The organism is Micromonospora sp. CNZ309 (genome assembly GCF_002846525.1).
The window spans coordinates 2495616-2518760 of the sequence record NZ_PJNG01000001.1; the positions used below are offsets into that span (position 1 = coordinate 2495616).

General features: G+C 69.6%; 14 protein-coding genes. 6 read left to right on the forward strand and 8 right to left on the reverse strand.

The window, feature by feature from the left end:
* Positions 1 to 10 precede the first annotated feature (10 nt).
* The 5 genes from CLT72_RS09890 to CLT72_RS09905 form a co-directional block, all read right to left on the reverse strand.
* Positions 11 to 6697, reverse strand: coding sequence for a non-ribosomal peptide synthetase (locus CLT72_RS09890; protein ID WP_158242006.1), 6687 nt, complete (start codon positions 6695 to 6697; stop codon positions 11 to 13).
* A 10-nt stretch (positions 6698 to 6707) separates the two neighbouring features.
* Positions 6708 to 10067 carry an AMP-binding protein gene (locus CLT72_RS09895; RefSeq protein ID WP_101411056.1) on the reverse strand — a complete coding sequence of 1120 codons (3360 nt, stop codon included), beginning with the start codon at positions 10065 to 10067 and terminating at the stop codon, positions 6708 to 6710.
* Positions 10068 to 10076: 9 nt separating this feature from the next.
* Positions 10077 to 11441 (reverse strand): ATP-grasp domain-containing protein, encoded by a 1365-nt coding sequence (locus CLT72_RS32580; protein WP_396802751.1) that lies wholly within the window; start codon positions 11439 to 11441, stop codon positions 10077 to 10079.
* Complete coding sequence (locus tag CLT72_RS32585; protein WP_250101233.1) at positions 11390 to 12376, reverse strand: PLP-dependent cysteine synthase family protein; 987 nt, start codon at positions 12374 to 12376, stop codon at positions 11390 to 11392. Before CLT72_RS32585 ends, CLT72_RS32580 begins: the two co-directional genes overlap by 52 nt.
* 70 nt (positions 12377 to 12446) lie before the next feature.
* Positions 12447 to 13955: a lyase family protein gene (locus CLT72_RS09905; protein WP_101411058.1), complete on the reverse strand. Its 1509-nt coding sequence runs from the start codon at positions 13953 to 13955 to the stop codon at positions 12447 to 12449.
* A 1193-nt stretch (positions 13956 to 15148) separates the two neighbouring features.
* Here CLT72_RS09905 and CLT72_RS09910 point away from each other — a divergent pair.
* The 3 genes from CLT72_RS09910 (at position 15149) to CLT72_RS31870 (ending at position 18213) form a co-directional block, all read left to right on the forward strand.
* Entirely contained in the window at positions 15149 to 16879 is a 1731-nt protein-coding gene (locus tag CLT72_RS09910) for a cellulose binding domain-containing protein (RefSeq protein WP_101411060.1), read from the forward strand.
* Positions 16880 to 16917: 38 nt separating this feature from the next.
* Positions 16918 to 17529: an HAD domain-containing protein gene (locus CLT72_RS09915; RefSeq protein ID WP_250101230.1), complete on the forward strand. Its 612-nt coding sequence runs from the start codon at positions 16918 to 16920 to the stop codon at positions 17527 to 17529.
* Between the two features lie 312 nt (positions 17530 to 17841).
* Entirely contained in the window at positions 17842 to 18213 is a 372-nt protein-coding gene (locus CLT72_RS31870) for a hypothetical protein (RefSeq protein WP_158242007.1), read from the forward strand.
* Here the strand turns inward: CLT72_RS31870 and CLT72_RS09925 are convergent.
* On the reverse strand, positions 18178 to 18711 hold the full coding sequence (locus tag CLT72_RS09925) for a GNAT family N-acetyltransferase (RefSeq protein ID WP_144082227.1): 534 nt from the start codon (positions 18709 to 18711) through the stop codon (positions 18178 to 18180). The two genes, CLT72_RS31870 and CLT72_RS09925, sit on opposite strands and share 36 nt — an antisense overlap.
* Positions 18712 to 19003: 292 nt before the next feature.
* Here CLT72_RS09925 and CLT72_RS09930 point away from each other — a divergent pair, with 292 nt between their 5' ends.
* Both CLT72_RS09930 and CLT72_RS09935 read left to right on the forward strand, forming a co-directional pair.
* A complete protein-coding gene (locus tag CLT72_RS09930; protein WP_101411064.1) occupies positions 19004 to 19315 on the forward strand; it encodes a transposase in 312 nt (103 codons plus the stop codon).
* On the forward strand, positions 19312 to 20238 hold the full coding sequence (locus CLT72_RS09935; protein WP_101411066.1) for an IS3 family transposase: 927 nt from the start codon (positions 19312 to 19314) through the stop codon (positions 20236 to 20238). The genes CLT72_RS09930 and CLT72_RS09935 overlap by 4 nt, the downstream gene beginning before the upstream one ends.
* An 80-nt stretch (positions 20239 to 20318) precedes the next feature.
* Here the strand turns inward: CLT72_RS09935 and CLT72_RS32590 are convergent, their stop codons facing one another.
* A complete protein-coding gene (locus CLT72_RS32590; protein WP_250101228.1) occupies positions 20319 to 20714 on the reverse strand; it encodes a hypothetical protein in 396 nt (131 codons plus the stop codon).
* Positions 20715 to 20741: 27 nt separating this feature from the next.
* Positions 20742 to 21044, reverse strand: coding sequence for a DUF4913 domain-containing protein (locus CLT72_RS32595; RefSeq protein WP_250101227.1), 303 nt, complete (start codon positions 21042 to 21044; stop codon positions 20742 to 20744).
* Between the two features lie 176 nt (positions 21045 to 21220).
* Here CLT72_RS32595 and CLT72_RS09950 point away from each other — a divergent pair.
* A protein-coding gene (locus CLT72_RS09950; protein WP_486484205.1) for an IS3 family transposase occupies positions 21221 to 22425 on the forward strand; the annotation gives its coding sequence in 2 pieces (ribosomal slippage) (positions 21221 to 21455 and positions 21455 to 22425; 1206 coding nt in all).
* Positions 22426 to 23145: the final 720 nt, after the last annotated feature.

Here is a 23145-nt window from a genome sequence, read left to right on the forward strand (position 1 = left end):
CCGCCGGTCCTCACAGGGCGAGCACCAGCGGGACGATCAGCCCTGCCGCTTCGACCCGTGACACGTACGCGCCCCAGTGCGGGGAGTCGATGAGCGTCGCCGTCGCGCGGTGGTCGATCTCGAGGGACTGGCCGCTCACCTCCCGCCAGAGCTCCCCGAGCGCCCCGCGGTCCTCGTCGTCGACGAGCGTCGCCTCCTGCACCGGCCGGTCCGGGCTGCCCGAGAAGAACCTCAGCAGCCGGTCGGCCGCCCCGGCCAGCCGGTCGACGGCCTCCGGGGTGAACAGCGACCGGTCGTACTCGATGGTCAGCCCGATCCGGTCCTCGTCGGTGAAGTGCAGCAACAGGTCGAAGCGGCTCGTCTGCGCGCCCAGTTGGGTCACGGTCGTGTCCAGGCCCGGCAGCGCGGCGACACCACGCATCGACCGGGCGACGGAGACCACGACCTGGACCAGGGGGTTGACCCCGGGTCGACGGGGTGCTCCCACGAGGTCCACGATCTTCTGCAACGGCAGGCTCTGGTGATCCAGGGCGTTCAGGGCGCTGTCCCGGACCGATGCGATGACGGCCCGCGCGCTGTGCTCCGGGTCGACCTGGTACCGGAACGGCACGGTGTTGGCGAAGAAACCGACGAGGTCCCTCGTCTCCGCCGGGTGCCGACCGGCGACGGCCGCGCCGATCACCACATCCGACTGCTGGGCGAGCTTGGCCATCAGCACCGCGCTGACGGCGTGCACGACCATGAAGAGGGTCACGTTGAGCTGTTTCGCGAACGCCCGCACCTCGGCGGAGAAGGTCTCGTCCCACTCCCGGCGGTGCTGGCCCGCGGCCCGCGCACGGTCCTCGGTCCGCTCCAGGTCGGTCGCGAGGGCGAGTTCCCCGTCGTAACCCTTGAGGTAGGACCGCCAGAAGTCGCCCTCGCGTCGGGCCGGCGCCGATTCGAGGTAGTTCTGCTGCCAGCGGGAGTAGTCGCCGTACTGGATCGGGAGCGGGGGCAGGTCCGCCTCCCGTCCCGCCCGGTGGGCCGCGTACGACTCCGCGATCTCCCGCAGGATCACCTCGTTGGACCAGCCGTCGGTGACGACGTGGTGGCTCGTCCATTCGAGCACGTGGTCCCGGTCGGAGAAGCGGTACAGGGTGGCTTCGGTCAGCACGCCACCGAGGTCGATGCGCCGCGTCGCCCGCTGCCGGACGTACTCCAGCATCGCCTCGGTGTCCCCCTCCACGGCCACCGCGTCAGTGGCCTGCCGTACCCGCAGGCGCGGTCTCGCTTCGGGATCCACGACCAGCAGCGGCACGCCGTCACGTTCGACGATCCGGCTGGACAGCACCTCGTGCCGCGTGACGAGGCGGTCGACGGCCGCCCGCAGCGCCGCCACGTCGAGGTCACCACGCAAGTGCAGGAGGTAGCCGTCGGTGTAGGCGCCGTCGGAGTCGAGCTGGTCGAGGTACCAGAGGCTCGACTGCGCCATGGACAGCGGGAACTCCCGCAGGCCGGCCGGCCTCGCCGGGATCGGCACCGCCGACTCCCGTTCGTCCGTCAGCGCCGACTCGACCCGAGCGGCGAAACCCCGCAGCGTCGGGTTCTCGAACAGTTCCCGGATCGGCAGGCGGACCCCGAGGCGGTCCCCCAGCCGGGCGAGGACCTGCGTGGCGTGCAGGGAGTGGCCGCCCAGGTCGAAGAAGCTGACCTGGGGTCCGGGCCGGCGACCGTACAGCACGGAGGCCCAGATCTCGGCGACGGCCTCCTCCATCGAGGTCATCGGGGCGGAGCTCTCCCCGGTCGGTTCGTCGACCGGGGAGAGGGCCGTCGCCGCCAGCGAGCGGGTGTCGACCTTGCCGTGGCTCGTGCGCGGCAACTCATCGATGCGGACGAGGAAGTCCGGGATGGCGTTGCGTGGCAGGACCTGGCTGAGCCCGGCGCGGACCTCCTCGGGCCGCAGGTCCCGGCGGACCAGGGAGCCCTCGGTCGAACCGCCGGCGCCGCCGGAGACCACTTCCGGTACGAAGAACCCGACGAGTTGCTTGCCGCCGTCGTCGGACTGCCGGACGATCACCACGCTCTCCTGGACCCCCTCGACACCGGCGAGGGCGCGGCTGACCTCGTCCAGTTCGACCCGGTTCCCTCTGATCTTCAGCTGGTTGTCGATCCGGCCGAGGAACTCCAGCGAGCCGTCCGCCAGCCGGCGGCCGCGGTCACCGGTGCGGTACATGATGCCCTCCCCGTCGACGGCGAAGGGGTCGCTGACGAAGACCGCGGCGGTCCGGTCGGGGTCGTTGACGTAGCCGCCGCCGACGCAGATGCCGCCAGCGTAGAGCTCGCCCGGCGTGCCGGTGGGCACCGGCTCCCGGCCGCCGTCCAACACGTACAGGGCGGTGTTGCGCACGGGCCGTCCGATGGGGACGGAGGGGTCCCGCTCGTCGACGTCCACCGCGACGAGGTGGTGCAGGACGTCGTCGGACGTCTCGGTCGTCCCCCACATGTTCAGCAGCCCCACCGCGGGCAGCAGCCGGCGGAACGTGTTGGCGGACTGTGGGGTCAGCGTCTCCGCCTGCGAGGCGACCCAGCGCAGGCGGAACGGGGGGAACGCGTCGACGCCGTAGAACGCGAGTTCGGCGCACATGATGTTGAGCACGGAGGGCGTCACCTCCAGCACGGTGACCCCGTCCTCGGCCACGGCCCGCAGCAGCGACGCCGCGTCCTGACCGACCTCGTCCGGGTAGATCACGGTCGTGGCGCCGACGGCAAGTGGCGCGAGGAACTGCCAGACGGAGATGTCGAAGGTGGCGGCGGCGTCCTGGGCCAACCGGTCGCCCGGCCGCAGGCCCAGTTGCTGGATCTTGGCGTCGATGTGGTTGAGCATGCCGTCGTGCCGGATCAGGGCGCCCTTGGGCTCGCCCGTGGAGCCCGAGGTGAAGATGACGTACGCGCTGTCCCGACCGCCCGGTGCGGGGCCGAGCGCGACCGGGTTGCCGGCATCGGCGGCGAGGACGTCCGCCAGATCGACCAGCTCGACCTCACCGATCGCGGCCAACGCGGCGCGGTGCGTCGGGTCGCACACCACCAGCCTCGTCTCCGCCCGTTGGACCATGCGGGCGACGCGTGCGGCCGGGCCCTGCGGCAGCGGCAGATACACGGCGCCGAGGCGGAGGATGGCGAGGGTGACGACGAGGTAGTCGATGTTCCGGCCGCTGGCCAGGCCGACCACGGTGCCGTGGCCCACCTGCCGTTCGCGCAGCCGTCCGGCCACCCGCTCGACGTGTGCGGCGAGCTCCCGGTAGGTGACCTCGCGGCCCCGGCAGACTGCGGCCACCTCGTCGGGGAACGTCTGCACCGAGTGGGCCATCCGGTCGAGGAAGCCCGTCGCCGTCGCCGGCTCGACCGGCCCGCGTGCGATCGCCAGCAACGCCCGGTACCGCTGCTCACCGAGCATCGCGACCTGCGTCGGCTCGTCGTCCGGCTGGTCGACGACGCTCGTCAGCGCCCGCAGGAAGATGTCCGCCACCTCGTGGAGCTGGTCTTCCGAGATCCGCTCCATGTTCGCTTCGAGGTCGAGCGTGAGCAGCCGGCTGAACGGATCCTTGTTGAACTCGGCCCGCAGGGTGAAGTTCGTCTGGATGTAGCCGAAGCCGTCCACCACCTCGATGCCCGTGGCGTGGGCGAGCCGTTCGTAGCCGTGGAAGTGGGTGTAGTTGAACATGATGTCGGTCAGCTCGGATACGCCGGCGAGACGGAGCATCTCGGCGTGCGGGAAGCGCCGCACCGGCAGCAGTTCCCGCTCCTTGTCACTGGTCGCCGCGATCAGCTCGCGCCAGGTGCGGCCCCGCGGCCGCAGCCGGAAGGGCACGAGGTTGAGGTGCAGGCCGATGACCTCGGTGCCGCCCTCCTCCTCGACGCGCCCGTTGGCGGCGACGCCGAGCACGACGTCGTCGCGTCCCGTGAGCGCCATGACCACCCGCGCCTGGACGGCCATCACCACGTGTTTGACCGACACCCCGCAGGCGGCGGCGAGCTGGTGCAGGCGGTCGGAGAGTTCCGCCGGGAGGTCCACGCTGAGGAAGCCCATCCGCCCCTCGTGGACCTCACCGGAGCCCCGGGCCAGGCGGGGCAGCAGGCTCGGCTCGACGTCGGCCAGTTCCTGTCGCCAGAACTCCCGGACCGCCTCGTCGCGGAGCACGGCCTGCTCCTTGGCGATGAAGTCGGCGTACCGGCGCACGGGCAGGGCACGGTCGTGCGACGCGATGCCCCGCAGGTCCTGCCAGTAGTCGACGAGGATCTCCGCGAGCAGTGACGTCTCGCTCCACCCGTCGAACATCGTGTCGTGGAAGCTCATGGAGAACATGAACTCGTCCGGGCCGAGCAGGTGCGCCGTGAACCGGACCAGGGGCGGCCGCGCCCAGTCGTACGGATTGCTCATCTCCCGACGTTGCCAGGCCTCGAACTCGGCCAGCTGCCGGTCCTCGTCGAGCCGGCTCAGGTCCGCCACGCTCAGTGGGGTCCGGGCCTGCGCGTGGACGACCTGGAGCGGTTGCGAGAAGCCGGACAGGTGGAACGACGTCCGCAGGATCTCGTGGCGCTCGGTCACCCGTGCGAGCGCGCGGCTCATGGCGTCGCGGTCGAACCTGGCGCGCAACCGGAACATGAAGATGTCGCAGTACATGTTGACGCCCTCGGCGTACGCGCTGTGGAACAGCACGCCGGCCTGGAGGGTGGCCAACGGGTAGGCGTCCACCGCGCCGGCCGGCAGGTGCACCCGGTCCGCCGGGTCGATGAGGCTGAACGGCTCGACCGGCGGGTCGATCGACTCGTCCGTGGCGACCGCGTTGGCGGCCAGCGCACGCGGCGTCTTCAGCTCGTAGATGTCGGCCAGGTCCAGCGTCATCCCGCGGTTCGCAGCGGCCGCACGCAGCTGCACCGCGATGATGGAGTCCCCGCCGATGCCGAAGAAGGAGTCGTCGGGTCCCACCCCCTCGATGCCGAGCACCTCCTCGAACAGCGCGCGGATCGCCCGCTGCAGGGTCGCCGACGAGGCGTCGGCGACCGCCTCCGTGGCCATCGGCGCCCGGAGCTGGTTGGCCGCGGTCGGTGCGGGCAGGAGCGTGAAGTCGACCTTCCCGTTGGCGTTCACGGGAATCTCCGGCACCGGGACGACGAACGCCGGAAGCATGTACGACGGCAGGCTCGCCCGCAGCAGTTCCGGAATCTCCCCCAGCTCGCAGCCGGGGTCGTGGGTCACGTACGCGACGATCTGCGTCCGGTTGTTGCCGGTGCCCGGCGCGGCCTGCCCGGCCCGGACGAGACTGCGGACCGCGGAGATCTGCCCGGACACCGCCTCCTGCTTCACCACCGGGTTGCGCTGCGGCCGCGCCCGACGGACGGTCACCGCGACCTGCTCGACGCCGGGTACCGCGGTCAGCGCCGCGTGGATCTCCCCGAGCTCGACCCGGTGCCCACGGATCTTGACCTGGTCGTCGGCCCGCCCCAGGTACTCGTACTCCCCGGCGGGGGTCAGGCGCGCGAGGTCACCGGAGCGGTATCCCCGCACGGGCCTGCCGTCGACGGTCAGGTCGAGGAACCGCTCGCCGGTCGGTCCGGGCTGGCCCAGGTATCCGGTGGCCACCCCTGCTCCGGTCACGATGACCTCACCGGTCTGGCCCGGGGCCACCGGCCGGCCCTGCTCGTCCCAGAGCAGGAAACCGAGATCCGACAGCGGACGACCGATGAGGCTGGCCGTGCTCGTCAGGTCGGCTTCCAGCACCCTGCGGTACGAGGAGTGGACCGTCGTCTCCGTGATGCCGTACATGTTCACCAGCTGCGGTTGCTGGTCGCCGTACCTGTCCACCCAGGGCCGGAGGTCACCGAAGCGCAGCGCCTCACCGCCGAAGACCACCCACTTCAGCGGCAGCCTGTCGGGCTGGGAGGTCTCGTGCGCCACCAGACTGTTGAAGGCGGTGGGCGTCTGGCTGAGCATCGTCACCTGTTCGTCGGCGAGCAACGCCCGGAAGGCCACCGGGTCCCGTGCGACGTCCTGTCCCACGACGACCAGGCGGCCACCGGACAGCAGCGCCCCCCACATCTCCCAGACGGAGAAGTCGAAGGCGAACGAGTGGAACATCGTCCAGACGTCGCCGGGGCCGAAGCCGAACTGCGGCCGGGTGGCCCGGATCAGGCGCAGCACGTTGCCGTGGCTGACCTCCACGCCCTTCGGCCGCCCGGTGGTGCCCGAGGTGTAGATGACGTAGGCGCGGGTGTCCCACGCCGCGGGGCACCGCCCGTCGGCGTCGTCGCTGCGGTCCGCCGCGACGTCCTGCGGCCCCAGGACCGGGGTGCCCGGCGGCAGCAGCTCCGCCAGCCCGGGAGTCGTCAACACCACCGAGGGCGTCGCGTCCGCCACGATCAGTCTCAGCCGGGCGGCGGGAGTGGACGGATCGACCGGCACGTACGCCGCGCCCACCCGCAGCACGGCCAGGCTCGCGACCACCATGTCCGCCGAACGCGGCAGGAGCAGCAGCACCGGACGCGACGGGTCGTCGACCCGCGCCCTGATCGCCGCGGCGAGCGCCGTCGACCGGGCGGCCACCTCGGCGTACGACATCCGCCGGTCTGCGCAGCACACCGCGATGCTGTCCGGATGAGCGCGGACGACCTCGTCGAACGACTCCACCAGATTACCGACGGCACCATCGGAAGCAGTCATCATCTCCGCCTTAGCTGAGTCGAACCGTGTCGTGAGCGAGTGGTGTGGACGGCCGTCGGACCAACCGGGCGAGATTCTCGGAGAACCGCCGGCACACCTCGGCTGCCGCCTCCGCAGGCACGAGGTGGCGTTGGTGGACGAGGCGGAACGCGAGTCCGCCCGCGTCGAGGGCGCCGTAGAGGCTCGTCGCGAAGGCGGCGTCCAGGGGCGGCAGGTCGAACGTCTCGACGTCGTGGGAGCCGATCCGTCGCCGCCGGCGGATCCAGGGCACGGACAGTCCCACGTCGCTGCCGTCCACCGGCTGCTGGAGCGTCAGCGTCGCTTGGAAGAGCGGATTCTGGCCGTGCCGATCCGCGGCGAGTGCCCGGACCAGGTCGCTGAAGGGAACGTCCGCGGTCGACAGTGCCGCCCGCAGTTCCCGCCACAGGCGTTCCTCGAGCGCCGACGGATCGGGCCGGTCGGTCAGGTCACCGAGGATGGGCACCATGTTGACCAGGTAGCCGACGGTGCCGGCGAAGCGCTGGTCGGTGCGCCCGTGGTGCGGCGTGCCGATCACGATCCGCGGCTCGGCGGTCACCTGGTGCAGGGCTTCGACGTAGGCGGCCAGCAGGGGGACGAAGGGGGTGAAGCCGCGCCGCGCCGCGTGCCGGTGGAGGGTCCGTACGACGTCCGGGTCGACCTCGAAGTCGATCCAGCCGGCCCGGTGCCGGTCCGGGTCCGGTCGTCGTCGTGGCGACCGGGCTGAAGCGGGTCGTTCCGGAAAGAGGACGAGGTCACGCAGTGACCGCCACCTCTCCGCCAGGGCCGTGACCCGGTCGCGCCGATCGGGATCGAGTCGCGCCCGCTGCTGTAGCCGGGCCCAGTCGGTGGCGTCCGCCGCGCCCGGTCCCGCCGTGGCCGGCGGGGCGTCGGCGCCCGTGATCCGGGGCAGGATCTCGGCGAGCAGGAGCTGGAGCGACCAGTGGTCGACGACCGCGTGATGACACGCCACGAGAAGCACCGTGCCGTCCGGCGGGTACGCCACCCCGGCCCGCACCAACGGGCCCTTCACCAGGTCGAAGGGGCGGTAGGCCCGCTCGTGCAGGTAGGTCCGTGCCGCCTCGTCGGGGCCGTCCGGGAAGGCCCGGCACTCCCAGTCGACCGTGCCCTGGTCGTGGACGGTCTGGACGCCGGAGCCGAGCGGTCCGAGCGTCGTGCGCAGCGCGGGGTGCCGAGCGACGGCCGTGTCGATCGCGGCACGCAGCAGTTCCTCCTCGACGCGGCCGCAGAAGCGCAGGGCGATCGCCAGGTTGTTCGCCCGGTTGCCGCGGGACACCTCGTCGTAGAAGTGCAGCTCGACCTGGCCGGCCGAGGCGGGGCTCACCGCGCCGGTCTGCACCGGCAGCGGTACGGCGGCCGGGCCGGGAGCCGCGGCGGCGGCGACCAGCTCGGCCACCGACCGGTCGCCGAAGAACAACTCGGTGTCCAGGGTCCCGTTAACCAGGCGCTCGACCGCCGCCTTGAGTTCGATCAGTCGCAGCGATCCGAGTCCCAGCGCCGCCAGCGGCAGCGACGGATCCAGCTCGGACCCTCCGAGGTTCGCGTAGCGCCGGACGAGCTGTTCCACCCCAGTGGGTTGCTCGCCGGGGTGGGTGTCGGCGGCGGCCCGCTCGGTTGCCACAGACGGGACCGCCGGCACGACGAGCTTGAGCCGTCCGCCGACGAACTGCTCCCTGGTGGCACGCCGGCGGATCTTCCCGCTGGAGGTCTTCGGTATCGCGCCGGGCATGACGACGAGCACGTCGTCGAGGTCCAACCCGCACTCGGTGGCCACCCGCCGCCGCAGCCCGCCGGTCAGCGACGTGACCAGCGCGGGGTCCGCGCGCAGCCGCGCCAGCCCGCTGCGGGAGGCCTCGACCACCAGCGCCACCCGCTGATCACCGGTCTCCGGTTGGAACGCCGCGGCGCCGCCCGGGCGCAGGTGCTCGTCGCCCGCGGTGGCGACGGCCTCGATGTCGTGCGGGTGGTAGTTGCGGCCCGCCCGGATGATCAGATCCTTCTGGCGCCCCGCGACGTAGAGTTCGCCGTCGTACGTCGCGCCGAGGTCCCCGGTACGCAGGAACGTCCCCCGCTGGCCGCCGACGGTGGCGGCGAACGTCGCGGCGGAGTCGGGTTTGCCCCAGTACCCGGCGGCCACCCCGCCGGAACTCACGCAGATCTCGCCGACCTCGCCCGCGGCGCAGGGTTCGCCGTCCGGGCGGCGCACGGCGACCGTCGTACCCGGTGGCGGGGTGCCGCAGGAGACCAGCGTGACCGAGTCGGTCCCTGCTGCTCCGGTCGCCTCGGTCAGCCGGCCCGTTTCGACAGCGTGCCGATCGAAGGTGCTGGCGCGGTAGCCGGTCGAGGCCTCGGGGCCGCTGACGAAGAGCGTCGCCTCCGCCAGGCCGTAACACGGATAGAACGCTCGGCGGTCGAACCCGAGCGGCGCGTACGCGGCGGAGAACGCGTCCATCGTCCGCCTGTCCACCGGCTCCGCGCCGTTGAAGGCGATCCGCCACGAGCTGAGGTCGATGCCGTCGAGCAGCCCGGCGTCGAACCGGTCCGCCAGGAGCTGATAAGCGAAGTTGGGTCCACCGGAGAGGGTCGCCTCGAAACGGGACACCTCCGCCGGCCACCGCAGCGGATCCCGGACGAACGCGTACGTGTCGAGCAGGATCGCCGGTATGCCCACGAACAGTGGCAGCAACGTGGTGCCGATGAGGCCCATGTCGTGGTACATCGGCAGCCAGCTGAGCACCACGTCGTCGGTGGTGATCCCGAAGCCGGCAGCGATGGCCCGGTGGTTATCGGTGAGGTTGCCGTGGCCGACCATGACCCCCTTGGGATCGCCCGTCGATCCGGAGGTGTACTGGAGGAAGGCGAGGTCGTCCCGCCCCGGCCGGTGCGGCCCCACCGGAGCGGCTTGCGCCCGCACCGCCTCGATCGGGTGCACCGCCGGTCCGTCCGGCTCGGCCGCCAGGCCCGACAGCGGTTCGACCAGCTTCGCGGTGGTCAGCGCGTGGGTGGCTCCGCAGTCGCGCACGACGGTGGTGACGCGGTCGAGGCGCGCGTTGGGGCCCGGCGGGTAGAGCGGCACCGCGACCACGTTGGCGTAGAGGCAGCCGAGGAAGGCCGTGACGTAGTCGAGGCCGGGTGGGAAGAGCAGTAGCGCCCGGTCGCCCGGTGCGGCGATCGACCGCAGGTGGCCGGCCACGGTACGGGCGCCCTCGTCGAGCTGCCCGTACGTGGTGCTGGTCGCCGCCCCGGCACTGTCGACGAAGGTCAGCGCGTGGTCGTCGGCCCGGGTGTCCGCCCAGGCTGACAGGGCCGCGATGAGCGAGGTGTGCGTCATGGTCGTCTCTCAGTGGGCCGGGGCCAGGGACGCTTCGTCACTGACGGCGACCGGGCTGTCCTCGTCGACCAGCAGCCGGACCTGGTCCACGGCGGTGTGGATCCGGTGGATCACCTCCGCTCTGCTGGAGCCCGTGGCGATGACGTACCCCAGCCGGTCGTAGGCGTTTCGTGGTGGTCGCACGGACGTGCCGGGGGACGCCGTCACGGTCACCTGTTCGACGCCGTCGAGGCGCGCGATCTCCGCCCCGCCCGCGGTACCCCGCAGCGTGCCGGGTCGAGCGGCCACCAGGAACTCGATCCCGGCGTACCCGTGCGTGGTCGAGGAGAGCCGGGTCGGTTCTCCCACGGCCGCGGCCAGCTGCGCGGCGAGCAGGTTGGAGCCGGTGGCGAGGCGGTAGAGCTCGGGGATCATCCCGCCGGCCGGGCGCGGATTGATCTCGATGATGGCCGGGCCGGACGGCGTGAGGCGTACCTCGGTGTGGGTCGCCCCGTGTGACATCCCGACCGTGGCGAGCGCCCGCAGGACGGCATCCACCATGTCGATCGCCTGATCCGCCGGCAGGTCCGCGGGAAAGACGTGACCGAGCTCCACGAAGTGCGGCCCACCGGTCACCCGCTTCTCGGTGATCCCGAGACAGCGGTTCCCGGTGCTCTCGCCGAACACCTCGACGCTGAACTCGGCGCCCCGCACGTACTCCTCGACCAGTGCGCAGCGGGCGGTCGGCATTCCCCGGACGTTGAAGCGCATCCCCAGGACCGTCTCCACGTGCGCCGTCGCCTCCTCGACGGTGGCGCAGAGCAGCACGGCGTTCGATGAGGAGTCGTCCGCGGGCTTGACCACGCACGGCAGTCCGACCTCGCTCACCGCGGCAGCGGCCCGTGCCGGGTCCGTCACCGCGACGAAGCGGGGTTGCCGGATCCCGCTGTCGCGCAGCGCCTCCCGCAGCAGGGCCTTGTTCCGGCAGGCGGCCACGGCTGCCGGCGGGTTGCCCGGCAGTCCCAGCCAGTCGGCCAGCTCGGCGGCGAGCACGGTGTAGAAGTCGCTCGTCGTCGTCACCCCGGCGAGCTGTTCACGACGGAACCTGCCCTGGATGAGCGAGCGCAGGCCCGGCAGGTCGTGGGTCTCGCAGACGAGGACCTCGCAGTCGGTGTCGGCGAGCCCCGGGTAGCGGTCGGGACGGTCGGTGAGCAGTACCGGACGCAGCCCCATCTGTCGCGCGACGCCCAGGGCGAGCACGCCGGTGCCGCTCGTGTTCGCCTCCAGGAACAACAGGTACCGCTCGTCGTTCGTGCGCGGGACGTCGTGCGTCCGCGACCAGCTCACGGCGACCTCGCCGGGGTTGATCGGACGCGGTCGGTCCGCCGCGTCCATTTCGTGGAGGCGGTCGGCGGCCCATCCGTCGTCGTAGACGGTCTGCGCGTACCGGTCGCCGCGATCGGGGAAGATGCCGACGATCCGGTCCCCGGCTCCGCCCGGCGAGCCACGTCCTTCAACACCTGGTAGACCGATCCCGACGTGTTGCCGCCGAAGATCTGCTGCTCGCGGGCCAGGTCCCGGGTGGCGCCGAAGGCCTCCCGGTCGTTGAGCCAGTGCACCTCGTCGATCTGGCGACGGTCCAGGTTGGCGGGCTCGAGGCTGTTGCCGAGTCCGCCCTGCAGCCTGTTGGGCACGTCCGGTTGACCGAACAGCACGCTGCCCACGCAGTCCACCCCCACCACTCGCAGCTCGGGCAGCGCGCGTCGCAGCGCACGGGCCGAGCCGCACAGCGATCCACCAGTGCCGACCGCCCCGACCAGGACGTCGAAGGAGGCGAGGTCCCCCAGCAGCTCGCCGGCCAGGGACCGGTACGCGCCCGGGTTGTCCGGGTTCCGGTACTGCTCGGGGAAGAACGCACCCGGCAGGCCTTCGAGGAGCTCGTGCAGCCGTTCGAGGCGGGCCCCCTGCCAGCCCTGGCTGGACATCCGGTCGACGACGTGCACCTGGCAGCCCAGGGCGCGCAGCTTGGCGAGCGTCACGGGGTCGATGCGGGGGTCGGTGACGACGTGCACCGGATGTCCCAGGGCGGTTCCGACGAGGGCGACTCCCAGCGCCATCGTGCCGGAGGAGCTCTCGACGATCGGCGCGCCCGGTCGGAGGACGCCCAGCCGCCTGGCCTCGAGGATCACGTGGCGGGCGACTCGGTCCTTCATCGCGAAGAGGTTCTGGAGTTCGAGTTTGGCGTACACCTGGACGCGCGGGTCGACATCCATCCTCAGCCTGATCAACGGCGTGTGCCCGATGGCGTCGACGACGTTCTGGAAGATCACGCGCTGACCCCCGATCGTGCGTCGGTGCCGACGTCGTTAGCGCCCACCCGGGCTGCTCCGCTCAAGATCGTCATTCTTCCCCGATTCGACGCTGACGCCCGAGCAGGGCCCGAGCGGAACCTCGCCGTTCACGACGGTCGTCCCACTGCTGCCGGAGGAGTCGGAAGTCGTCCGCCTGGCTGGCGAGCAGGTCGGCCAACGCCTGGGGATTGACCGAGCCCGTCGACCGCTTGTCACGAATTGCGTTTTCGATGTCGAAGGCGTTGGCGAGCACGCGTGCGGCGTCGGAGACCTGATATCCGTGCCGGCCGGCGACCTCGGCAAACAGCCCGGGGTCTCCGGGATGGGGCGGGATGCCGGAGGAGACGGCGGCGGCGATGTACTGCCCGACGACGATCTGGGCGTCGCGCCAGGGGATCCCGTCGTTGAGGGTCAGGTCGTTCGCCAGTGCGAACGCGCCCAGATACTCCCGCCGGCAGGCCTCGCGCATCCGGTCGGATCGGAAACGCAGGTTGTCGATGACGGTCGAGAGGAGCCGCAGAGCCGTCCGCGTGGTGGAGACGGAGACATGGAGGTTCGCGGTCGCCTCCTTGGACACCTCCACCATGTTGGAATAGGGCGTCGAGCGTTGGGCGAGGACGATGTCCACACCGAAGGCGCCGAGATGCGCCAGCTTGCCGCGGATCCGCTCCAGGATCGGGAAGTTCTTCTTCTGCGGCATCGCCGCCGAGATGCCGGAAAGCTCGTCAGGTAGGTCGATGAAGGCGTACTCGTTGCTACCCCAGGTCATGAGGTCAGTGACGAAGCGGCTCAGCTCGGCTCCCAGAATGGAGAACTCCGCCATCATCTCCAGGGCCAGCGACCGGGACGCCACCGCGGTCAGGGCGTGCGGAACCGGTCCCGCGAAGCCGAGCAGGTGCGCCATGCGGTGACGGTCCCAGGGCAGCTGCTGACCTGCCATCGAGCCCGCGCCGAGCGGTGAGAGGTCGTTGCTGTCATAGGTGGCGAGCCACCGGCGCAGGTTGTGCAGGATCTGCTGGGAGAGGGCGGCCAGATAGAAGCCGGGAGTGATCACCTGGGCTGCCTGGAGATGGGTGTATCCCGGCATCAGCATGTCGGTCGTAGCGTTGGCGAGTCGATGGACGGACTCACCGAGGCCCAGCAGGTCCTCCGCCGCCCCACCGAACCACTCGCGTGCCGCGAGAGCGTGTGCGGTCGCCTGGGAATCGTTACGACTGCGATCGACGTGCCAGGCCGGGACCGGCCCGGTCAGCTGACGATGCACCCATTGTTCGATGGCCATCGACGTATCGGACATGTTGGTGGAGGGGTCCGCGCTGAGCGTGGATTCGTCGATCCCGCCCAGTATGTCCGTGATGTCTCGTCGCTGATCGCCGGTGATGACCCCCATCCGCTCGTACTCGAACAGGAGAACCACTTCCACAGCGAGATAGTGCGGAAGCAGGTGAGTCATGTCGAAGATGAACTGCGGCCGGAGGATTTCTTCATGCACCTGACGGGACGGACCGCTGGACAAGCGTCCCGACATCAGGGCGGAGCCCTCGGAAACGAACTGCAACTGAAGACCTCCGTTACGCAGTTGCACGGCCGGACTGCAACCCGGATCCGCGCCTTGCGGCGCGTGACACCGCCTGCGGATCTGGCCCCCCGAATGAAAGACAGTCACCCGAGGAAGGCGCGACGATTCACAGGTAAGGCGCGATCGGCAGCGCTGGACGAATTCGACGTTTGCCGTCAGCAGACATCGGACCAACTCCCCCGTGGAGCGACTACGAACTCGTGCAAACAACGGAGCGTGGAACGGCAGTTCGCACCAATGGGCGATTTTCGATGGGGCGAGCGTAGCCGCGCACCCTGGGCCACGCAAGGCACTGCATTCGCACGCTATGTCTGGTACAGGTCGTATTTGCTCAACCCGGCATCCGGCTCCGAAGCATCCGCCTGAGCACCTTGACGATGGTGGGATCTTTCCCCGCGCCTGAGGCCACCCCTGGCTATTGTTACTGCTGGAAAGGCTGGCGACCTGGACGGGTCGAGCGTCTTTGGCGCTTGGAGACTTGGAAGGCGTCAGGGGATTTAGGCCGGTTCGAGTTGACCCCGATCATCGTCAGCCAACACGGGACAGCGTCTGTCCACACATGGCATATTCAAGCAGGATTCCAGGCTCCGTCGATGACGCCTGACCATAAGCCGCTCCGCGGCTACCGTCCGTGCGGGCGATCATGGCATTGCGACTTCCCGGGACGGCGGCGACTTCCCCCCGCCACCTGACTGACCGAGGGCGGGCAATGCCGTGTCGGTGGTGGACGCTCTCGATGGGTCGGAGAGACGGCCGACAGCCGCTCCAGCACCGCCGGTGACCGAGCCAAGTTCCCACGAGGAGCGGGACCACGCAGCCGCGCCGCCGATCGCTCACCCGATGGTGTCACTCCTGGCGCCGCGGAGTGTCGGGGCCCCCGGCCCTGACCCAGAAGCCACGCTGCCCGGAGCGCCGCCGGCGGGTCGCCCAGGGGCGGGCATGCCAGCGGCAAGTGGCCGGAACACCATGACTTGACGAGCGGCATGTTATCGCTCACAGTCGATGGCCAGAGACGACGACACCTGTGGCTTACCGGGCGAGCCTGCTTCGTCAATCTCGAATCCGCCGTGCGCCGGGGCATGCAGACGCCCCGTCGACGCCTGCACCCGGCCACACGTCGCGGTACGCCCATCTTCGAGTAGACCGTTCGGCTCGGTCATCAAAGGAGAATCATGTCTGCCTCAGGTACATCTCCGTCGATCGGGAGAAGACGCAGGGCGACCAGCACCGCCCTGGTGTCGGCTGGCACTGTCCTGCTGGCCTCGGTCGCAGTCGCCGGGGCGTTGCCGGCCGGGGCCGCCGCGGCCGGCTGCGCCGTGGACCACACGGTGTCGTCTCAGTGGCCGGGTGGCTTCGGTGCCAACGTCATCATCACCAACCTCGGTGATCCGCTCACGAGCTGGACGCTGACCTGGACCTACAGTGCCGGCCAGACCGTCACGCAGGCCTGGAACACGGCTCTCACCCAGAGCGGTCCCGCGGTCACCGCCAAGAACGTCAGTCACAACGGCGCCATCCCGACGAACGGCACCACCTCCTTCGGCTTCAACGGCTCGTGGGCCGGCAGCAACCCCGCTCCCACCAACTTCGCCCTGAACGGGGTGGCCTGCACCGGCGGCACGGCTCCGACCACCCCGCCGACCGCGCCACCGTCCACCACGCCGCCGCCCAGCGGGCCAGCGGACATCATGGTCGACAGCGCGACCAGGTACCAGACGATCGACGGGTTCGGAGCCGCGACACCGATCTGGGGTGGCACCTGGTCGGCAGCGGAGACGCAGACCCTGGTCGGGATGGGCGCCAACCAGCTGGGCCTGTCGATCGTGCGTACCGGCATCTCGCCGGTCTCCGGTGAATGGCCGACACAGGTGAACGCCCTGAAGACGGCGAAGTCGTACGGGTCGGGGGTGAAGATCCTCGGGTCGCCGTGGACAGCGCCGGCAGCGTGGAAGACCAACAACAGCCGGACCAACGGTGGCAAGTTGAAGACCGACTACTACGACGACTACGCGAACCATCTGAACAGCTACGTCCAGTACATGCGCAGCCAGGGGGTGACCGTTGATGTCACCTCGGTGCAGAACGAGCCGGACTGGCACCCGAACTACGACTCGATGGACTGGAGCGGCACCGAGCTGCGGAACTTCGTCCGCGACCAGGGTACGAAGGTGCAGAACACCAAGCTGATGGTCGCCGAGGCGGTGAACCTGAACTACAACTACACCGACCCGACACTGAACGACACGAGTGCCCGGAACATCATCGGCTACATCGGCGGACACCTGTACGGCACCGAGGACTCCGGTCGACTGAAGCCGTACTCCCTGGCCGACCTGCACAACAAGCCGGTGTGGATGACCGAGTGGAACCTGCACGAGGCCGACGGCAGTGGCTCCAACATCTGGGGCAACCCCGGCAACCAGGCGGTCTGGAACGAGACGCTCGACGACATCATGCGCACGGTGCACAAGTCGATGGAATCGAACTGGAGTGCCTACATCTGGTGGTACGGCAAGCGCTACTACTCCTTCATCGGCGACGGGGAGGCCGCCTACGGCACGATCGCGGGTGCTCCGCTGAAGCGTGGGTACGCGTTCTCGCAGTACGCCAAGTACGTCCGCCCCGGCTACCAGCGGGTCGCCCTGACGAAGAGTTCCAAGGCCTCACCGCTGGAGGTCACCGCCTACCAGGGTGGTGGAAAGATCACGCTGGTGATCCTCAACCGCTCGGCGAGCGCGGTCGACAATGCCGTGATCCAGGCACCGCAGAACGTGACGAGGGCGGAGCACTACCTCACCTCGCAGAACGCCAATGCGGCCAGCCAGCCGACCAGCGTGAACGGAGGGCAGGTCAGCGTCAACATCGGCGCACGCAGCATCTCCACGGTCGTCTTCACCCTCTGAAGATTCCCCACCGCGCTCGTCGCATCGCGTTCGGGCGGGTGGGTGCAGGTACCGCGGCACCCGCACCCACCCGCCCCGTCCCCGGGTCTGCCCGAGGTCTGCCGCCGGCGCGGGGCCAGTGCGCAGCGAACGGAGGGCAGGCCCTCGACGGCCTGCCCCCGCTGTTCCTCGACGTCGACGGGCCGCTCCTGCCGTTCCGGGACGGCCCGCAGCGCGGAACGCCAGGCGACGCATCGACCTCGCATCTGGCGCGGCTCGACCCACAAGTCGGGCACCGTCTGGCGGCGCTGCCATGTGCGCTGGTCTGGGCCACGACCTGGGAAGAGGAGGCGAACGCCGAGATCGCGCCCCGGATCGGGTTGCCACGCCTACCAGTCGTGTCCTGGCCGGAGGCCTCCGACGAGCACGAGCGTGAGGACCAGTGGTTCGGCCTTCACTGGAAAACCCGGACCGTGGTGGCGTGGGCGGATGGACACCCGTTCGCCTGGGTCGACGACGAGATCACCGACGCCGATCGGGACTGGGTGTCGGCGCACCATACCGGCCGAGCCCTCCTCCATCACGTCGTGTCCTCACGCGGCCTCACTGACGATGACTTCGCACTCCTCGATCAATGGCTACGCGCAGCCTGGGCCAACCACAGGATTTGACAATTACTCTGCGCTGCATCCGCAGTTGCCGAACCTGGCGCACCAGGACGCTCATGAGGGGCCCACGGGGATCCGATCTCAACGAGCCGGGTCACGTCGCCTAACGGGAGGAGCGACCGGCGCCGACCGCCTGAATGCCCGCTCATGCCTATGAGCGAGCGGTGGGTGGGCTGGCGAATCAAGCAGCCCGGATGTCGAGCAGTTCGGGCGATGGAAGCTCATCTGGATCCGTGTCCTCGACGCCGACCCACTCGATGCCGCCGAGGCCTTCCCCCGCTGGCGGTCCTCGATCGTGTATAGGAACAGACCGTCATGGGAGCCTCGAACGCCCGCATTGACTCTTATGGCCATCCCGAGGCCGTGCCCGTGCTGGAAGTCGATGGACGGGCATCCGCAGCCGCACGTGCCGACGACGACCACTTCCCCCGTCTGGCGCCGCAGGGTTTCAACGCCCTGGAATTCAACAGCCAGCAGCGCCTCAAGCACCGCTCGCTCTCGCTGAGTCAGCGGCCTCGCGTCCATGCCGACGATCATCCCATCAGCGACGGCGGCGGTCAGCATCCGCTATCGCCGCGAAGCGCTCGTCACGCAAGGTACCCCAGCTCACGGGTGCATCAGGGCGTGCCGATGAGTAGCGCCGGCTTCTCGTCAGACGACGGGATGGCGGAGGCGTCGAACGCCTGAAGAGAGCCTGAAGAAGCGGCTTACTCGCCGCGTGCCGTCGGTTCGGATCCACCGGTCTTCGCGAGCGGGAAGCTCTACTGCGCCGAGCTTGAGGATGGCCGCAGCCGAGCGTAGGTTGCGTTCATCGGTGCGGAACTGCACCGATGCCGCGCCATCGTCAAACGCCGCGGACGCCATCAACTGCTTCGTCCGGCGATTGACGCCGCTACCCCACAGTCGTGGCGACAGGTACGTCGACCCGATCTCCACACCGGCATCGTCGTCGGGGTCGAGGAGGAAGGATCTGGTGCCTACCACGTCACCGGCGACTTCGATGACCCATGTCGAACGCAGGCCGTCAGCCAGGCGCCTCGCAAACCGGGTAGCCAGCGTAGCGGCTGAGTCCGGGGCCCCTCCGGGGATGTGTAGCCAGACGATCGGGTCATCCAGCACCCGGAACAGGTTTGGAAAGTCCCGCTCAGCGTTGTACGGGCGCAACACCACGTCACCGTCAACCATCGGGGTCCGCACCCTCAAGGGCCACTCCACCCAGGCATTATGCCCGCCAGAGCCAGTCGACCTGCTGAAGCACACACGGAAGCCCGAACCATCAAGCGACGCGGTCGACGCGGCGGCCCGCTCGGTGCACTCTCATGCCGCCGTCCGTGCGCGGCAGTCGGCCTGGAGTCATCACACTCAGTGGCGGGCGGCACCCCGAGCCGGCAACACCCGGAACTGCCGAGTTGAGCCACCCCCGCTTTCATGGAGCTTCTTGACCATGGTCTGATGGCCGTGGGGGAGGAAGTCGTCCGTGGCAGCACCGAAGAAGTACCCCGATGAGCTACGTCAGCGCGCTGTGCGTTTGTACCGCGAGTCGGACCCGAAGCCGGTGATCCGGCGCCTGGCCGAGCAGCTCGGCGTGCATCACGAGGCGCTCAGGAACTGGATCCGGCAGGCCGAGGCCGACGCCGACGAGCGTCACGACCGGCCGACCAGCGAGATGGCCGAGGAGAACCGCCGGCTGCGCCGGGAGGTCGTCGAGCTGCGTCGGGCGAACGAGATCCTGAAGGCGGCGAGCGCGTATTTCGCGGCGGAGCTCGACCCGACCCGGCGACGGTCATGAGGTTCATCCACGAACATCGTGACCAGTTCGCGGTCGCGCTCCTGCTACGGGTCCTGAACATCGGCGCCTCGACCTACTACGCGTGGGTGAAGCAGGCCGAGCAGCCCTGCGACCGCGACGTGGTCGACCTGGGGCTGATCTCCAACATCCACGAGATCTGGGAGACATCGGGGCGCACCTACGGCGCGGACCGGGTGCATCGGCAGCTGCGCCGTGACGGCATCCATGTGGGCCGCAAACGCGTCGAGCGGTTGATGACGCAGCAGGGCTGGCAGGGGGCGTTCCTGCGTCGAGGCTGGCGCGGCGGCTCCACCCGGCAGGACCCGCGGCACATCCCGGCGCCGGATCTGGTCAACCGGCAGTTCACCGCAGCGGGGCCGAACCGCCTGTGGGTCGCCGACGCCACCCGCATACCGTGCGGCGAAGGGGTGTTCTGGCTCGCCGCGGTCCGGGATGTGTTCTCCCGCCGGATCGTGGGGTGGAAGACCTCCGACCGCTGCGACACCGACCTGATCCTCGCCGCCCTCGAATACGGCATCTGGTCGCGCGACGTCCGCGACGGCCAGTTGATCCACCACTCGGACAGGGGATCGAACTACACGTCGTTCCGCTTCTCAGAACGCTTACAGGACAACGGGATCCTGCCCTCCATGGGCTCCGTCGGCGACTCATACGACAACGCGCTGATGGAGAACTTCTGGTCAACGTTGAAGATCGAACTCGTCTACCGCACCTCGTGGCGGACCCGCGACGAGGCCGAGAACGCGATCTTCGCCTACATCGACGGCTGGTACAACACCCGCCGCATCCAACGCGAGCTGGGCTACCTCAGCCCGAACGAGTACGAGACCGCCTGGCACAGCCGCCAGACGCAACCAGCTGAGCCGCCTATCGCCATCCCGGCACCAGCCGGGAGCAGGTAACCACCGCTCCATCAAAGCGGGGGGAACTCAGAGTTGAGGACGTTCTTTCGGCTGGCCCGGAGTCGGGGTCAGGAGGTCGGCTACCAGCCGGACCAGTGCCATCGGCGGACATCGGGCCATCGGGTGGTAAGGGCGGTGGCCAGCAGCCCACCGAACGCTACGGTTCCTTCATGTGAGGCGTAGGCGATCCAGGCAAGGCTGTTATCGCTCCATACGCCCTCGGCGCCGGTATATCGAGGCACGAACAGATCGAGGTCGACCAGGTAGTCTGCGCCGTATTCACGCAGCTCAGCGGCCCGTTGGCCGCCCGCGTCCTGTAGCACCTGGCGAACTCGGGCGGACTTGGTATCCCACCAGTCCCACCACCGCTCCGGCGCTTGCTCGAAGGCAGCAACGGTAGGCGCCTTGTGTCGGGCAATGCTGCCGTCGATGCCGGGGGCGCAGAAGCGGAACGGGCCGTCGGGGCCGAACAGCACCGGCAGGTGGTGGTCCAGTTCGCGCAGTCAGCCGAGCATGCCGGTCATCTCCAGCCGGGCGTGTTCCCAGCCGTACCACAAGGCGGTCAGCCGGGTGACAGCTTCGTCGTGGCGCCACCACTGCTCGCACCAGTGCCACCGCACCAGCCCAACCTCGCCGACCGGCCGGGGAAATCCCGGCAGAAGGTAGTCGCGGACCCACTCCTCGACAGTTACGTACACCGGTGGCTGCCCCTCCCCGCCGCTGGCCACGCGGTCGGCGACAACCCGCTGAAGTTCGGCGACCTGCCTGGTCAAAAGCGCCACCTGGGCTGCGAGGCCCTCTGTCATCCCGTCCACCTCGCCGCAAGGACTTGAGGTTTCCACGCTGGTCATCGCATCACCGCCCGGACCCGCTCCGTTACCACGGTCGCCGGCCGCTTGGCAGCCACGAGGGGGTCTGGGCTTCCCCCTGAGATGTGGACACCCTGAGACTGGATGTTGGTCCAGAGGAAGGGGTGTCCCCGTTGGGGCGTCCATCGAAGTACACAGAAGAGTTCCGGCGTGACGCGGTCGACCTGGTCCGCTCGTCGCAGCGGCCTATCAATCAGGTGGCCCGTGAGCTAGGGATGAGTCACGAGACGTTGCGGAACTGGGTCCGCGCCGCCGAACGCCAGAGCGGGATCGCCGCGACCGCCTCGGGTGGGGACGGGTTGTCGGTGGCGGACAAGGACGCCGAGATCGCCCGCCTGCGGCGTGAGGTCGCGGAGTTGCGGCAGGAGAAGGAGATCCTGCGCAAGGCAGCCGCCTATTTCGCGAAGGAGATGGATCGGTGACCAGCCGCTTCCGGTTCATCTCCACCCACCGTGCCGCCTTCGGCGTCAAGCGGCTGTGCCGGGTCCTGGCGGTCTCCCGCTCCGGGTTCTACCGCTGGACCGCCAGCGAGCCCGCCCGGCAGGCTCGCGCCGCCGACGAGGACGCCCTCGCCGAACAGATCAAGGTCATCCACGCCGGCTCGGGCGACACCTACGGATCCCCGCGGGTGACCGTCGAGCTGCACGATCAGGGCGTGCGCGTCAACCGCAAGCGGGTGGAGCGGATCATGCGCCAACGTGACGTGGTGGGCCGGCACCTGCGCCGCCGCAAACGCACCACCATCCCCGACCCGGCCGCCCCACCAGTGCCGGACCTGATCGGCCGGGACTTCACCGCCACCGCACCGGACCAGCGATGGTGCGGCGACATCACCTACCTACGCGTCGGCGCCGGCTGGCTCTATCTGGCCACGGTCATCGACATCGCCACCCGACGGCTGATCGGCTGGTCGATCAACACCCACATGCGCGCGGAACTGGTCATCGACGCCCTCGACGCGGCGGTCGCCGCCCGCGGCGGCCGGGTCGACGGGGTGATCTTCCACTCGGACAGGGGCGCCCAATACGGCAGCGGCGACTTCGCCGACGCCTGCCAACAGCACGGCATCCGCCGCTCGACGGGGCGGATCGGCTCGTCGTACGACAACGCCCTGGCCGAGTCGTTCTTCGCCACCCTGAAGCGGGAACTCGACGTCGACCGCCGACACTGGACATCCGAGACCGACGCCCGCCGTGACGTGTTCCGCTGGATCGCCTTCTACAACCACCGACGACGCCACTCCGCGCTGGGCTACCTCAGCCCCGCCAATTACGAACAGGCTCTCGCACCGACTACGCTGCATCAGATCGCGGCATAACCCGGTGTCCACATCCCGGGGGGAACCTCAGGTCCACCTTCCCGCCGACGACCAGCGGAGCGAACGTACTGCCGAGGCGGCGCTGCTGGGCCACGGCTTCGTCGTGGCTGGCCGATCCGAAATGCCCCGTAGCCACAACGAGCCTCTCGGTGTGCTCATCGACTGCGGTGCGAGGCAGGTCTCCACCGCAGCATGATCACACAGACGTTCTCGGACCAGCCCGCTGAAGTGACGCAGCCGAGCCGCCGCTCCCCGTTGCATGCCGAGACGCGGACGCGTTGGCCGTTCGCGTCCCTGGCCCGTGGACACGGGCGGATGGCCACCATCGCCCGCCACCCTGACCAGGTCGCAGAGCAATGTCGCTACACCCGCGACCCGCATCGACGATCGAGGACTCGCGATCCGTCGTTCGGCGAGGGCCACTGTTATCGCTAACGAGCTGGATCGTTGGAGCATCCGGAAACACATCGCCATCGGCGCGACCTGAGCCACCCGGGCGTGGCAGCGAAACCGAGTGATCCGACACGCCCTCCGAGCCGGTCCCGGGTGGGCCACCGGCAGCGATGCGCTCAGGTGCTTCACCGTCGCCACGGAGCCGGACGCCGTGCCTAAGCGAACCACCAGGTCTTGCGCGAAGCCGGGGCCGAGGCTATGTTATCGATAACATCGAAGTCTACCCATTAATTCGCCATTGACGGGTCGGTGAAGCGCCGCCGGCCC

Bases quoted from the DNA above. Each gene is read 5' to 3' on its own strand.
- CLT72_RS09890 (WP_158242006.1), bottom strand. From the start codon at position 6,697: ATGACTGCTTCCGATGGTGCCGTCGGTAATCTGGTGGAGTCGTTCGAC.
- CLT72_RS09895 (WP_101411056.1), bottom strand. From the start codon at position 10,067: ATGACGCACACCTCGCTCATCGCGGCCCTGTCAGCCTGGGCGGACACC.
- CLT72_RS32580 (WP_396802751.1), bottom strand. From the start codon at position 11,441: ATGGACGCGGCGGACCGACCGCGTCCGATCAACCCCGGCGAGGTCGCC.
- CLT72_RS09910 (WP_101411060.1), top strand. From the start codon at position 15,149: ATGTCTGCCTCAGGTACATCTCCGTCGATCGGGAGAAGACGCAGGGCG.
- CLT72_RS31870 (WP_158242007.1), top strand. From the start codon at position 17,842: ATGGGAGCCTCGAACGCCCGCATTGACTCTTATGGCCATCCCGAGGCC.
- CLT72_RS09925 (WP_144082227.1), bottom strand. From the start codon at position 18,711: ATGGTTGACGGTGACGTGGTGTTGCGCCCGTACAACGCTGAGCGGGAC.
- CLT72_RS09935 (WP_101411066.1), top strand. From the start codon at position 19,312: ATGAGGTTCATCCACGAACATCGTGACCAGTTCGCGGTCGCGCTCCTG.
- CLT72_RS32595 (WP_250101227.1), bottom strand. From the start codon at position 21,044: ATGACAGAGGGCCTCGCAGCCCAGGTGGCGCTTTTGACCAGGCAGGTC.